This window comes from Massilia sp. YIM B02763 (assembly GCF_030412015.1).
In the GTDB taxonomy this organism is placed as follows: domain Bacteria; phylum Pseudomonadota; class Gammaproteobacteria; order Burkholderiales; family Burkholderiaceae_D; genus Telluria.
The window spans coordinates 370,181-383,533 of the sequence record NZ_JASNRD010000001.1; the positions used below are offsets into that span (position 1 = coordinate 370,181).

Sequence of the window (13,353 nt, forward strand, 5' to 3'; positions counted from 1 at the left end):
TGCTTGCTATAAGTGATTCGCCACGACGAGGCGGCTCCCATGGACTTCGACGATGCGGAAGTCGCCCGCGTGCGGCGTAGCGCCGTGGCCCAGCTCGACGTCCCACAGCGCACCGCGGTACATCACGCGCGCGCGGCCGTTGTCCCAGGCGGGCACGGTGACGCGCTGGCCGATGTCCAGGTTGACGTTGCGGTCGCGGCTGGGGTCATGCCGTTGCCGGCGACCGAAGCGCGATCGATGCAGCAGCCCCGTCGCCAGCACGCCGGCGATGCCCGCCACGATCGCCTGCACGGACGGCCCGGCCCCGGCGAGCGCGACGATGCCGCCCAGCGCCAGGCCGATGGCGATCATCAGGAGATAAAAGGTCCCGGTGAACAATTCCAGGATCACGAGCAAGCCGGCCGCTACGAGCCAGCCCATCCAGTCAGCCATGGCGGTCTCCTCCATGTAGGCGTTTCAAAAGATAAAACCCTCGCTGCCCGGCCCGGGTAACGAGGGTTCTGCGTGGGTTTCCCGTGCGTCGATGGCGATTTTTATTGTTTGTAGGTGATCTATGTCGGTCTACACGGCCAGTCTACCGCGTCGGTACGGTGTGTCAATCTGCCAATCCCTTTTGTTACATTCTTTTCTGCAAGATTGCCGTTCGCTCAAGCGCCGTGTATGGTGGCCGCTTTGCCTCGCCGGATCGCCCGTGTTTGCCTTCGCCAAGCTTGCCGCCCTGTTCGCCGTGACCGCCGTCGCCGAGATCGTCGGCTGCTACCTGCCGTGGCTCGTCGTCAAAGGCGGCCGCACGCCATGGATGCTGCTGCCTGCCGCCTTGTCGCTGGCGCTGTTCGCCTGGTTGCTGACGCTGCATCCCGCAGCAGCCGGACGCACGTATGCGGCATACGGCGGCATGTATATCGCCGTTGCGCTGCTGTGGCTGCGGTTCGTGGATGGGGTTGCATTGACACGCTGGGATGTGGCGGGCGCCGGCATCGCGCTGGTCGGGATGGCGGTCATCGCTCTGCAACCATTGACGTCTTGTCACTCATGACTTCAACGACAATCCTCCACACGTAAAGTGAAGATGTCACTTTGATGCAGATCTGCGATGTCCTTTTGCAGATCTAATGTGTTGGATTTTCTTGATATGGTTTCACGGTTCTCCATTGACAGATCCCGTGTGCGGGTTATCGATATGCTCAAAAAATTATTTTCTGCTTTTGGCAAAAATTCGGGTTCCAGCGGCGCAGTAGAGACGACAGGACTTCACGCCCCTTATGCGGAGCCGCACGTCAATCTTTTATACAACCTGCTTTTCTGCGACGACCTGGACCTGTTCAAGAGCCGGACGAACGAGCCGGACGATGGTCTGTGGCCAGTGTTGTTGGCTGCTCAAGCGGATAGCGCCGCGCTTTTGGAGATCGCAAACAACATTAGCAATGAAGGTAGGGTACGTGCGCTTGCCTTTAACCGCTTACGCGCCCGCGGTGAAGTGCTCCCGGCGAAGAACCTGCTGGGCGTAATCGTCGAGGTTCGCTTCGCACAGGGCTTGGACGTGCTCGCCGCATTCAATGAAGGCGGAGTGCGCTATTTGAATCAGTCGGGCAAAGTGGCTGTGTTCGAGGGTGACGCACATCCGGTTGCGCACTTGGCGAAGGGTTTGATATCGGCCGCTCAACCAGTTATCGAGAAGATCGGTCCGTGGGAAGAACAGCGATTGCCGCCGCCGAGAGTAGGAAACGTTCGCCTTACATTTCTCGTGTCGGATGGCCTGTACTTCGGTGAAGGCCCTTTTTTGGCGCTCCAGGAGGATAATACGGCTGGACCAATCCTTGCATTAGCGGCTCAGTTGCTCCAACGTGTCACGGAACGGATTCCCCAGTGATGCCGCCAGCCTGAGCTCACCCTGCCTTGGGCTCGGCAGGCTTGCTGCACCCGCGCGTACAGCGCTGGTAGGTCTGTTCGCACTGCCCGACCCGCGACATCCTGCGCTGGTCGTTCCCCGCCTTCTCCAGCGCGCCACCGTCGTCGGACCTCATCTGGAGCTGCGCCGTCCGCGCAAACGGATTTTTTTCCGGCACACTCGTCGGCAACAGGCCCTCCGACTTTTCGCTGGCCTGCGCATTGGCACGGCAGGTGTTCCTCTCTGAGCCGCACACGGATTTGCAGAACGCAGGCTCTTTGGCGAAGCTGGCGCTCCCGATGCCGAGCAGGACCATCATGACGACAAGGCGATGCATATGGACTCCAATAATCGATTCAGCGGCAGCGCCGACTTGTTTTAAGCATAATGCATCATGGCCTGGAAACCAATCTTCACAGCAGGCCTTATATCCGGCAAGGAAAAAGATGACCAGTCAAAACCAGTTCGCCGATGCCCTTTTCGAACTCCGGAGTTTATCGAAGGCACTTGATGACATCTCGTCAAATCCTTATCACGAGCGCATCAATCGACAAGGATCGCTGGAAGAGCTGTTTGACGCAATTCTGGCATTCGACTATGCCGCGAACTCCAAGGAACTTCGTGACACGGGAGATGAGCGGGTCCACGCTCTCTTGAATGAGGTGAGGGAAGTAAGCAAAAGCATCTATCCCTTTTTCGTCACGAAAATTTGCCCGGAGTCATCGCGACAAGCACAGGAATGGCAAACGGCCGCGCGACGAGAACCGAGCGCTACATATGCGTTTCAAGATAACGGATCCACCGAAATCAGCTTGCTCGATGCGACACTCGACGGGTCCACGCTCATCGTGAAGCGGCTTTGGAGCTACGTCAGTAATTTCGACGGGACGTGGACGAACCTCAAAGTCGGGCTTGGCCCGAAGCAAGTCGAAGATCTAAAAACCAAGTTTGCCGAGCTTGGGGCGATACGGAGCGCATTTCGATAACCGCGCTTTCCCATAAAAAACCCCGGGCCATCGGCACCGGGGTCTTTACAATGCATGACACCGGCCGCGCTCGGCCAGCGTCCATCAGACGCTTACAGCTTCGCCAGCTTCTGCCACGTCTCGATCACCGAATCCGGGTTCAGCGACATCGACTCGATGCCCTGCTCCATCAGCCATTCCGCGAAGTCCGGGTTGTCCGACGGCCCCTGGCCGCAGATGCCCACGTACTTGCCCTGCTTCTGGCAGGCCTTGATCGCCAGCGACAGCATGGCTTTCACGGCCGGGTCGCGCTCGTCGAAGTCCTTGGCCAGCAGCTCCATGCCGGAGTCGCGGTCCAGGCCCAGGGTCAGCTGGGTGAGGTCGTTCGAGCCGATCGAGAAGCCGTCGAAGTAGTCCAGGAACTGCTCGGCCAGGATGGCGTTCGACGGGACTTCGCACATCATGATGACGCGCAGGCCGTTTTCTCCGCGCTTCAGGCCGTATTTCGCCAGCAGCCCGATGACCTTCTCGGCCTGGCCCAGCGTGCGCACGAACGGGATCATGATCTCGACGTTGGTCAGGCCCATTTCCTCGCGCACGCGCTTCATGGCCATGCATTCCATCTCGAAGGACTCGGCGAAGTCGTCGGAGATGTAGCGGGCGGCGCCGCGGAAGCCCAGCATCGGGTTTTCCTCGTCCGGCTCGTAGCGCGAACCGCCGATCAGCTTCTTGTACTCGTTCGACTTGAAGTCGGACAGGCGCACGATGACGGGCTTCGGCCAGAACGCGGCGGCGATGGTCGCCACGCCTTCGGCCAGCTTGTCGACGTAGAACGCGCGCGGCGAGGCGTGGCCGCGGGCCACCGATTCCACGGCCTTCTTGAGGTCGTTGTCGATGTTCGGGTACTCGAGGATGGCCTTCGGGTGCACGCCGATATTGTTGTTGATGATGAACTCCAGGCGCGCCAGGCCGACGCCGCCGTTCGGGATCGACTGGAAGTCGAAGGCCAGTTGCGGGTTACCCACGTTCATCATGATCTTGGTGGCGATCTTAGGCAGGTCGCCGCTCTTGACCTCGGAGATTTCCGTTTCCAGCAGGCCGTCGTAGATCTTGCCTTCGTCGCCCTCGGCGCACGAGACGGTGACGAAGGTGCCGTCCTTCAGCGCCTCGGTGGCGTCGCCGCAGCCGACGACGGCCGGCACGCCCAGTTCACGGGCGATGATCGCCGCGTGGCAGGTGCGGCCGCCGCGATTGGTGACGATCGCCGAGGCGCGCTTCATGACGGGTTCCCAGTTCGGGTCGGTCATGTCGGCCACCAGCACGTCGCCCGGCTGCACGCGTTCCATCTCGGACGGGTCGTTGATCACGCGCACGGGGCCGGCGCCGATCTTCTGGCCGATGGCGCGGCCCGAAGTCAGCACGGTGCCCGTGCCCTTCAGCTGGAAGCGCTGCTGGGTGTCGGTCGCCTTCTGCTGCGACTTCACGGTTTCCGGACGCGCCTGCAGGATGTACAGCTTGCCGTCGCGGCCGTCCTTGCCCCACTCGATGTCCATCGGGCGGCCGTAATGCTTCTCGATGATGACGGCATACTTGGCCAGCTCGACGACCTCGTCGTCGGTCAGCGAGTAGCGGTTGCGCAGCTCGACCGGCACGTCCACGGTCTGCACCGAGCGGCCCGCCTTGGCTTCCGGCGCGAATTCCATCTTGATCAGTTTCGAGCCGATGTTGCGGCGGATGACGGGCTTCTTGCCCTGCTCCAGCATCGGCTTGTGGACGTAGAACTCGTCCGGGTTGACGGCGCCCTGCACGACGGTCTCGCCCAGGCCGTAGCTCGAGGTGACGAACACGACGTCCTTGAAGCCCGATTCCGTGTCGATGGTGAACATGACGCCGGCCGCGCCCAGGTCGGAACGCACCATGCGCTGCACGCCGGCCGACAGCGCCACTTCGGCGTGGGTGAAGCCTTTATGGACGCGGTAGGAGATCGCGCGGTCGTTGTACAGCGAGGCGAACACGTGCTTCATCGCTTCCAGCACGTTGTCGATGCCGACCACGTTCAGGAAGGTTTCCTGCTGGCCCGCGAACGAGGCGTCCGGCAAGTCTTCCGCGGTGGCCGAGGAACGCACGGCGAACGACACTTCCGTACTGCTGTCGGCGACCAGGCGTTCGTAATAGTCGCGGATTTCCTGCTCCAGGCGCGGCTGGAACGGGGTGTCGACGATCCACTGGCGGATTTCGGCGCCGGCGGCGGCCAGGGCGCGCACGTCGTCCACGTCCAGGCTTTCCAGGCGCTTGGCGATGCGGTCGCCGAGCGAAGGGCCGCCGTCCGCGCTGTGGCGCAGGAAGTCGCGGAAAGCCTCGGCCGTGGTGGCAAAGCCGCCCGGCACGCGCACGCCGGCCTCGGCCAGCTGGCTGATCATCTCGCCGAGCGAGGCGTTCTTGCCGCCGACCGACTCGACGTCGGTCATGCGCAATTGCTCGAACGGAGCGACGTAGACGCCGTTGCCGGCGCCGCCCGCCGCTGGATCGGCTACCTTCAATGCTGCAGTAGACAGGTTAGTCATGGTAAAACACCTTTTTGATGATGGAAATCTGTGCGGTCGGCGGCACAGCGGCGTTTCTTGTTATTCTTCTGAAATGCTGCACGGCACAACCCGAAATCTGTTGCAGAGCATTCTACCCCGTACGCCTGATTCTGACAGCGCGGTTGCTGCAACTTTGTTATCTGATGATTGAAAAGAGACCATGACTCCAGTAAGCACCCCATCCAATCCGAGCGCCGCGCGTACCGTGTTCTTCGTATCCGACGGCACGGGTATCACTGCGGAAACATTCGGCCATGCGGTGCTGAGCCAGTTCGAGATGCGCTTCCGCCAGATCCGCCTGCCCTTCATCGATACCATCGAGAAGGCCTACGAGGCGGCGCGCCGCATCAATGAAGCGGCCGCCGGCGACGGCCAGCGCCCCATCGTGTTTTCGACCCTCGTCAAGCACGACCTGTCGAGCATCATCCGCGCGGCGCAAGGCATGCACATGGACCTGTTCCAGACCTTCGTCGCGCCGCTGGAGCAGGAACTGGGCGTGAAGTCGACGCACACGATCGGCCGCATCCACAACACGGTCGATACCGAGGAGTACAAGAACCGCATCGAAGCCATCAACTTCTCGCTGGCGCACGACGACGGCCAGTCGCACAAGAACCTGGCCGAGGCGGACGTGATCCTCGTCGGCGTCTCGCGCTCCGGCAAGACGCCGACGAGTCTTTATCTTGCGATGCAATATGGCATCAAGGCGGCCAACTACCCCTTGATTCCGGACGATTTCGAACGCGGCCGCCTGCCCTCGGCCTTGCCCGAGTTCAAGCACAAGCTGTTCGGACTGACGATCACGCCCGAGCGCCTGTCCCAGATCCGCAACGAGCGGCGCGCCGGCAGCAAGTACGCGGCGCTGGAGAATTGCCGCTACGAGGTCAACGAGGCGGAAGCGCTGATGCGCCGCGAAGGCATCCGCTGGCTGTCCTCGACGACCAAGTCGATCGAGGAGATCTCGACCACCATCCTGCAGGAGATCAAGCCGGACCGACGCGAGTACTGACGGCGCGGACAGGCGGGGTCAGAAGAACTGCCGCCAGTCTTCGAGCCAGCCCGGGAAGGCGTCGGCCGCCATCGGATTGGCGATGTGGTAGCCCTGGGCATAGGTGCAGCCCAGGCCCTGCAGGAAATCCCAGTCCTGGCGCGTCTCGACGCCCACGGCCACCGACATGCGGTCCAGGCTGTGCGCCAGGCCCAGGCAGGATTTCAGCACGGTGCCGAGCGGGCGCTTCTTCGAGGCGCCGTCGACGAAGGAGCGGTCGATCTTCAGTTCCGAGAACGGGATGCGGGCCAGCAGTTGCAGGTTCGAGCGTCCCGTGCCGTAGTCGTCGATCGCGAGGCCGAAGCCCAACATGCGCAGGCGCACCAGGCGCTCGATGAAGTCGGCGTCGAAGTCCAGGATCGACGACTCCGTCATCTCGAAGGTCAGGTAGTCGGGCAGCACGCCGTGGCGCTGCATGCAGGACGTTACCTGGCGCAGGAAGTTCGGGTGCGCCAGCGTCGCCGGCGACAAGTTCAGCGAGATCGAGATCGGGATGCCCTGGTCGTGGTAGCGGCGGCAGCGCTCGACCGAGGTCTCGATCATGGTCCAGTCGAGGAAGTCGACGCGGCCGTTCTGCTCCAGCGCGTCGATGAAGGAACCCGGGCCCAGCACGCCGTGCTCGGGATGGCGCCAGCGCGCGAACGTCTCCAGCCCCTTCACCTGGCCGGTGGCCAGTTCGATCTTGGGCTGGAAGAAGGGTTCGAACTGGCGCTTCTGCAGGCCCAGGCCCACTTCCGCGAAGCTGAACCGGCGCACGGCCGGGCGGGCGGCGGCCTGGCGCGGCGCCTGGTAATGGTCGAGCAGCGCCTTCAGTTTCGCCGTCGTGACGGGCTTGGCGATGGTGCCCAGCAGGTCGACGCCGTGCGCCTGGGCCAGCGTCTCGACGGAGAACAGCACGCCGGCCGGCTGGGCGCCGACCACGATCAGGCGCACGGCCGACTTCAGCGCGGCGATCGCGCGCAGCAGTTCCAGGCCGTCCATGCCGCCCAGCGCCAGGTCGATGACGGCGACGTCGACCCTGGGCGTGAAGCCGCCCTGCAGCGTGCGCAGGGCCGTCGGGCCGTCGGGCACGTCGGTGACGCGGGAGGCGCCGGCGTGGCCGAGCGCCTCGATGAGGGCGCGGCGCTGGACCGGATCGGCCTCGGCGACGAGGAAATGCAGGCTGTGTAACTGCTGGGCGGTGTCCATCGGGGCGGCTCCATGATTCATGCCCGAAGCGTAACCCGGGAACGGAGCCACGTCCATGCCTCCCGGGTCAGAGGCGTCGCTACTTCGCCGTGCACCTTTTGCGACAGCCTCGTCAGCGGGGCGGCGACTGTTGTTGCCTGAGCTGTTCGAAGAAGCAGACGGCGGCGCAGGCGGCCACGTTCAGCGACTCCACCTGGCCCGCATGCGGCACGGCGACGCGGCGCGTGGCCAGCGCCAGCAATTCGTCGGAGACGCCCTGCCCCTCGTGGCCGAGGATCCAGGCGACCGGTTGGACCAGGTCGACGTCGTACAGCCGTTCGGCCGCGTAGCCGCTGGTCGCCAGCACGGGCACGGCGGCGGCGCGCACCAGCGCGGCGAGGTCGGCGTGCTCGAAGATCTCCAGCACGAAGTGGGCGCCCATCGCCGCGCGCAACACCTTGGGCGACCAGATCGATGCCGTGCCGGGGCTGCAATAGACCTGCCGGATGCCGGCCGCGCCGGCGCTGCGCAGGATCGAGCCGGCGTTGCCGGGGTCCTGCACGCCGTCCAGCAGCACGGCCGACGTCGTCAACGCCGGCACCGACGCCGGGCGCGGCGTCTCGACTAGGAACAGCAGGTGCACGCCGTGCTCGACCTGGCTCAGGGCGCCGAACAGCGCGTCCGGCAGCGCAGTCACGTGGGCCTGGGCCGCTTCGACACGGCCGACGATGGCCGCCACTTCCGGATTGCCCAGCGCGCCTTCCGAGACGATGCAGTGGGCGGGCTGGCCGATCAGGTCCAAGTAAGTCTGGCACAGGTGCACGCCGTCCAGCAGTGACTTGCCGGCCTTGCGCAGCGCCTGGGCGCTGCCGGCCAGTTGTTTCAGTTCTTTATAGAAGGCGTTGTCGCGCGAGGTGATCGTCTTCATGCCGGCATCCCGGCGAACAGGTCCGGTTGTTCGATAAGGGCGCGCACGGGAGCGAAGCTGCGCCGGTGCACGGGGCACGGGCCGTGCTCGCGCAGGCGCGCCAGGTGCAGCGCCGTCGAATAGCCCTTGTGCTGGTCGAACGCATACTGCGGATACGCTTCGTGCAATGCCACCAGCGCCGCGTCGCGCGCCGTCTTGGCCAGGATCGAGGCGGCCGAGATCGCGTGGACCTTGTCGTCGCCCTCCACCACCGCATGGGCGCGCACGGACGTCGTGAATTGCGGGCAGCGGTTGCCGTCGATCAGGGCGATGGTCGGCGCCGTCGCCAGGGCTTCCACGGCGCGGCGCATCGCCAGCATCGTGGCCTGCAGGATGTTCAGCGTGTCGATCTCTTCGTGCGAACACTCGGCGATGGCCCAGGCCAGCGCCTGTTCCTTGATGATGGGCGCCAGCTCGTCGCGGCGCGCCTCGGTCAGCTTCTTGGAATCGCGCAGGCCCTCGATGGGGCGCGCCGGGTCGAGGATGACCGCGGCCGCGTACACGGGGCCGGCCAGCGGGCCACGGCCCGCCTCGTCGACGCCGCACACGATGTCCTCGATCGTGAACGGGCGGTTCCTGGCCGGCAGGCCGGGATAGAAATCGAACTTCTTCTTTCTCATTTACTTACTTACCTATCACCTGCAATACGGCGTCGGCGCTCTTCGACGCGCTGTCGCGCAGCAGGCCGTGATGCATGTCCGTGAAGCGCTGCCGCAGCCGCTTGCGGTTGTTCTCGTCCGTCAGCTGGAACCATACGGCATCGGCCAGCACCTGGGGCGTGGCCGCGTGCTGCAGGAATTCCGGCACCACGAACTCGCGCGCGAGGATGTTCGGCAGCCCGATCCACGGCAGGTATCCCATATTGCGGATCAACAGCCATTCGGCCTGCATCACCTTGTACGCGATCACCATGGGTTTCTTGAACAGCGCCACCTCCAGCGTCGCCGTGCCGGACGCGGCCAGCACGGCGTCGGCCGCCGCGATGCAATCATGCGACCGGCCGTCCACCAGCGTCAAGGGCACGTCCTGCAGACCGGCCCTGGCGGCGATCTGCCGGAACGCCGCCTTCTGGCGTTCTCCCGCCATCGGCGCGACGAAGTGGAGCAAAGGGTCGCGCGCCGCCAGCAGCTTCACCGTGGCCAGGTAGGGCTCGGTCAGGTACTTGATCTCCGACATGCGGCTGCCCGGCATGACGGTGACGACTGTCGCCTCCTCCGGCAGGCCCAGCGCGCGGCGCCCGCCCGCCACGTCGGGCACCATCGGGATGGTCTCGGCCAGCGGGTGCCCGATATAGGTCACGGGCACGCCGGCCTGCTCGTAGAGTTCCTGCTCGAACGGGAAGATGACCAGCATGTGCGACACGGCGCGCTGGATCTTCTTGATCCGGCCGCCGCGCCAGGCCCAGATCTGCGGCCCGACGAAGTGCACGGTCGGGATGCCGGCCGCGCGCAGCTGCTCTTCCAGTCCCAGGTTGAAGCCCGGGTAGTCGGCGCCGATGAAGGCGGCCGGCCGCTCGGCGATCAGGCGGTCGCGCAGCTGGTTCTGGATGCCCTTCAGCTCGCGGTAGCGCAGCAGCACGGGCAGCAGGCCCCGTACCGTCAGCGTGTCCATCGGCACGTCGGACGCCAGGCCCTGCTCCAGCATGCGCGGCCCGCCGATGCCCGTGAAGCGCACGTCCGGCAGGCGGGGCTTCAAGCCCGCCATCAGGCGCGACGCCAGCAGGTCGCCCGAGACCTCGCCGGCGACGAGGGCCAGGGTGGTGCCGGACGATGCCTGTCCGCGCATCTCAGCGGACGATGCCACGGGTGCTGGTGTCGAGGAATGCGCGCATCGCACGGATGTGCGGCGCCGCCTCGGCGGATGCGGCTTCTTCCTCGGCCAGCTTGGCCTTGGCTTCTTCCAGCGTCAGGCCGGAACGGTACAGGTGCTTGTACGAGGCGCGCAGGCCGTTGATCTGCTCGCGCGTGAAACCGCGGCGCTTCAGGCCCTCGATATTGATGCCGTGGGCCTCGGCCGGGTTGCCCGAGACGAGCACGAAGGGCGGCACGTCCTGCGTGAGGCTCGTGTACATGCCGATGAAGGCATGGTCGCCGATCTTGCAGAACTGGTGCACGCCGCAGTAGCCCGACAGGATCGCCCAGTCGCCCACGTGCACGTGGCCGGCCAGCTGCGCATTGTTCGAGAAGATCGTGTTGCTGCCCACGCGGCAGTCGTGCGCCAGGTGGGTGTAGGCCGACATCCAGTTGTCGTCTCCCAGGCGCGTGACGCCCTCGTCCTGGACGGTGCCCAGGTTGAAGGTGCAGAACTCGCGGATGGTGTTGCGGTCGCCGATTTCCAGGCGGGTCGGCTCGCCGGCCCACTTCTTGTCCTGCGGCGCCGCGCCCAGCGACGCGAACTGGAAGATGCGGTTGTCGCGGCCGATCGTCGTGTGGCCCTCGATGACGACGTGCGGACCGACCACGGTGCCGGCGCCGATGCGCACGTTGGGACCGACGATCGAGTACGGGCCGACCTCGACCGAGCTGTCCAGCTCGGCCTGCGGATCGACGATGGCGGTCGCGTGGATCTTGCTCATGTTACTGCCCTGCGCTGTTGGTCGCCGATTCGTTGGCGCGGATGGTGCACATCAGTTCCGCCTCGACGGCGACCTTGCCGTCGACGCTGGCCTGGGCCTTGTATTTCCAGATGCCGCGCGAGGTGCGCAGGATCTCGACGTCCATCTTGAGCTGGTCGCCGGGGCCGACCGGACGCTTGAAGCGCGCGTTGTCGATGCCGACGAAGTACACGACCGAATTCTCGTCCGGCTTGACGCCCATGGTCATGAACGACAGGATCGCGGCGGTCTGGGCCAGCGCTTCGATCATCAGCACGCCCGGCATCACCGGCTGGTGCGGGAAGTGGCCGTTGAAGAACTCTTCGTTGACGGTGACGTTCTTGATGGCGGTGATGGTCTTGCCCAGTTCGTAGTCGACGACGCGGTCCACCAGCAGCAGCGGGTAGCGGTGCGGCAGGTAGCTCTTGATCTCGTTGATGCCCAGGACTTTGGCGGCGTTGGTGTCGATGGTGGTGTCAGTCATTTTTGTTGTGTACTTCCGTCAGGTTTCTAATCTGTTTTTCCAGCGCGCGGATTTTCTCGCGCATCGAGGACAGGTTGCGCACGATTGCGGCGCTCTTTTCCCACTCGGCATTCTTGGCCAGCGGGTAGAAGCCGGTGTACTGCCCCGGCTCGAGCACCGAACGCGACACCATGCTGCCCGATGAAATATGGACGTTGTCGGCGATTTCCAGGTGGCCCAGCACCATGGCGGCGCCGCCGAAGGTGCAGTTCTTGCCGATCCTGGCGCTGCCGGCGACGCCGACGCAGCCGGCCATCGCCGTGTTGGCGCCGATGTGGCAGTTGTGGCCGATCTGGATCTGGTTGTCCAGCTTGACGCCGTCCTCGATGATGGTGTCGGCCAGCGCGCCGCGGTCGATGGTCGTGTTGGCGCCGACGTCGACGTCGTCGCCCAGCAGCACGCGGCCGGTCTGCGGGATCTTGATGTAGACGCCGTTCTCGCGCGCGAAGCCGAAGCCGTCGGTGCCGATCACGGCGCCCGAATGCAGGATGCCGCGCTGGCCAATCTTGCAGCGCGCATGGAAGGTCACGTTGGCGAACAGGTGGCTGCCCGCGCCGATCTCGGCCTCGCGGCCGACGTAGCAGCCGGCGTCGATCACCGCGTGGGCGCCGATGACGGCGCCGGCCTCGATGGTGACGTTGGGGCCGACGTGGGCGGTCGGGTCGACCGTCGCCGTCTCGTGCACGACGGCGCTCGGATGGATGCCGGGTGCCGGCACCGTTTCCTCCAGCGACACGAAGTACTGGGCCGCGCGCGCGAAATAGGCGTACGGGTTGGTGGTGACGATGCGCGCGCCTTCGTAGGTGGCGCCGACCGTGGCGTCGTCCAGCGGCGCGACGATCAACGCCGCCGCGCGGCTTTGCGCCGCCAGGGCGCGCAGTTTGCTATTGCTGAGAAAGCTGATGTGCGAAGCATCGGCGCTGTCCAGCGGCGCGATACCCTGGACCTCGAGGTCCGGGTCGCCGATCAGCTGTCCGCCGAAGCGTTCGACCAAATCACCCAGTCGAGTGGCCATCTTGGTCGTCCAATCAAAGTAAGAAAAAAGAAATGCCGGCCTCGCGGGCCGGCTTCCCGTGACAAGCTGCCGGATCGATTATTTGTCGAGCAGTTTGAGGATCTTGTCGGTGATGTCGATGCGCGGGCTGGTCCAGATGGACTCCTGCAGCACGACGTCCAGGTGTTCCTGCTCGGCGACCTGCTCGATCAGCTTGAACGCCTTCTGGGCGATCGCCGTGCGTTCCTCGTTCTTCCGCTGGATCAGGTCTTCGTTGAACTCGCGCTGCATGCGCTGCACGTCCTTCTCCATGTCGAGCAGCTCGCGCGTGCGGCGCACGCGGTCGGCGTCGGAGAGCTTGGGCGCGTCCTCGTCGAACTTCTCGCGGCTCGACTTGTAGCGCTTGATCATCTCGTCGACCTGCTTCTGGCGCTTGGAGAATTCGCCCTGGATCTTTTCGTCGGCCACCTTGGCGAGCTTGGACTCGGTCATCAGGCGTTCCGTATAGACGAAGCCGATGCGGCTGGGCGCGTTCTGCGCCTGCGCGCTTGCCATCGCACCGGCGCACGCGGCGGCCAACACCAGATTCCTGGGCAGCGAGGCAATCACATTTTTCAACATAG

15 protein-coding genes are annotated in these 13,353 nt (G+C 64.7%); 4 read left to right on the forward strand and 11 right to left on the reverse strand.

All coding sequences use genetic code 11. The features are described 5' to 3' along the window. Positions 1 to 6: 6 nt before the first annotated feature. A complete protein-coding gene (locus QPK32_RS01580; RefSeq protein WP_290411028.1) occupies positions 7 to 432 on the reverse strand; it encodes an NfeD family protein in 426 nt (141 codons plus the stop codon). Positions 433 to 691: 259 nt separating this feature from the next. Here QPK32_RS01580 and QPK32_RS01585 point away from each other — a divergent pair, with 259 nt between their 5' ends. Together QPK32_RS01585 and QPK32_RS01590 are read left to right on the forward strand one after the other, a co-directional pair. Continuing rightward, positions 692 to 1,036, forward strand: coding sequence for a YnfA family protein (locus tag QPK32_RS01585; RefSeq protein ID WP_290411029.1), 345 nt, complete (start codon positions 692 to 694; stop codon positions 1,034 to 1,036). Positions 1,037 to 1,114: 78 nt separating this feature from the next. Beyond that, a complete protein-coding gene (locus QPK32_RS01590) occupies positions 1,115 to 1,870 on the forward strand; it encodes a hypothetical protein (RefSeq protein WP_290411030.1) in 756 nt (251 codons plus the stop codon). Positions 1,871 to 1,886: 16 nt separating this feature from the next. Here QPK32_RS01590 and QPK32_RS01595 read toward each other — a convergent pair whose 3' ends face one another. Next, positions 1,887 to 2,225 carry a hypothetical protein gene (locus QPK32_RS01595; RefSeq protein ID WP_290411031.1) on the reverse strand — a complete coding sequence of 113 codons (339 nt, stop codon included), beginning with the start codon at positions 2,223 to 2,225 and terminating at the stop codon, positions 1,887 to 1,889. 109 nt (positions 2,226 to 2,334) lie between these two features. Between QPK32_RS01595 and QPK32_RS01600 the strand changes: the two genes are divergently transcribed. Beyond that, positions 2,335 to 2,874 (forward strand): hypothetical protein, encoded by a 540-nt coding sequence (locus QPK32_RS01600; RefSeq protein ID WP_290411032.1) that lies wholly within the window; start codon positions 2,335 to 2,337, stop codon positions 2,872 to 2,874. Positions 2,875 to 2,966: 92 nt separating this feature from the next. Here the strand turns inward: QPK32_RS01600 and ppsA are convergent, their stop codons facing one another. Beyond that, on the reverse strand, positions 2,967 to 5,321 hold the full coding sequence (gene ppsA, locus QPK32_RS01605; protein WP_290411383.1) for a phosphoenolpyruvate synthase: 2,355 nt from the start codon (positions 5,319 to 5,321) through the stop codon (positions 2,967 to 2,969). 277 nt (positions 5,322 to 5,598) lie between these two features. On the opposite strand from ppsA, the gene QPK32_RS01610 reads away from it, so the two are divergent. After that, positions 5,599 to 6,447 carry a pyruvate, water dikinase regulatory protein gene (locus QPK32_RS01610; RefSeq protein WP_290411033.1) on the forward strand — a complete coding sequence of 283 codons (849 nt, stop codon included), beginning with the start codon at positions 5,599 to 5,601 and terminating at the stop codon, positions 6,445 to 6,447. Between the two features lie 18 nt (positions 6,448 to 6,465). Here QPK32_RS01610 and QPK32_RS01615 read toward each other — a convergent pair whose 3' ends face one another. The 8 genes from QPK32_RS01615 to QPK32_RS01650 form a co-directional block, all read right to left on the reverse strand. Then, entirely contained in the window at positions 6,466 to 7,674 is a 1,209-nt protein-coding gene (locus QPK32_RS01615) for an EAL domain-containing protein (protein ID WP_290411034.1), read from the reverse strand. 112 nt (positions 7,675 to 7,786) lie between these two features. Further along, positions 7,787 to 8,581: an RNA methyltransferase gene (locus QPK32_RS01620; RefSeq protein WP_290411035.1), complete on the reverse strand. Its 795-nt coding sequence runs from the start codon at positions 8,579 to 8,581 to the stop codon at positions 7,787 to 7,789. Then, positions 8,578 to 9,240, reverse strand: a complete 663-nt coding sequence (gene rnhB / locus QPK32_RS01625; protein ID WP_290411036.1) for a ribonuclease HII — start codon at positions 9,238 to 9,240, stop codon at positions 8,578 to 8,580. Before rnhB ends, QPK32_RS01620 begins: the two co-directional genes overlap by 4 nt. A gap of 4 nt (positions 9,241 to 9,244) precedes the next feature. Next, the gene (gene lpxB, locus QPK32_RS01630) at positions 9,245 to 10,405 is read right to left on the reverse strand and encodes a lipid-A-disaccharide synthase (RefSeq protein ID WP_290411384.1); all 1,161 of its coding nucleotides are present in this window, start codon (positions 10,403 to 10,405) and stop codon (positions 9,245 to 9,247) included. A gap of 1 nt (position 10,406) precedes the next feature. Beyond that, positions 10,407 to 11,195, reverse strand: coding sequence for an acyl-ACP--UDP-N-acetylglucosamine O-acyltransferase (gene lpxA / locus QPK32_RS01635; protein WP_290411037.1), 789 nt, complete (start codon positions 11,193 to 11,195; stop codon positions 10,407 to 10,409). A gap of 1 nt (position 11,196) precedes the next feature. After that, on the reverse strand, positions 11,197 to 11,697 hold the full coding sequence (fabZ, locus tag QPK32_RS01640; RefSeq protein ID WP_290411038.1) for a 3-hydroxyacyl-ACP dehydratase FabZ: 501 nt from the start codon (positions 11,695 to 11,697) through the stop codon (positions 11,197 to 11,199). Next, the gene (lpxD, locus tag QPK32_RS01645) at positions 11,690 to 12,751 is read right to left on the reverse strand and encodes a UDP-3-O-(3-hydroxymyristoyl)glucosamine N-acyltransferase (protein ID WP_290411039.1); all 1,062 of its coding nucleotides are present in this window, start codon (positions 12,749 to 12,751) and stop codon (positions 11,690 to 11,692) included. The genes fabZ and lpxD overlap by 8 nt, the downstream gene beginning before the upstream one ends. A 78-nt stretch (positions 12,752 to 12,829) precedes the next feature. Then, positions 12,830 to 13,312, reverse strand: coding sequence for an OmpH family outer membrane protein (locus QPK32_RS01650; protein WP_290411040.1), 483 nt, complete (start codon positions 13,310 to 13,312; stop codon positions 12,830 to 12,832). Positions 13,313 to 13,353: the final 41 nt, after the last annotated feature.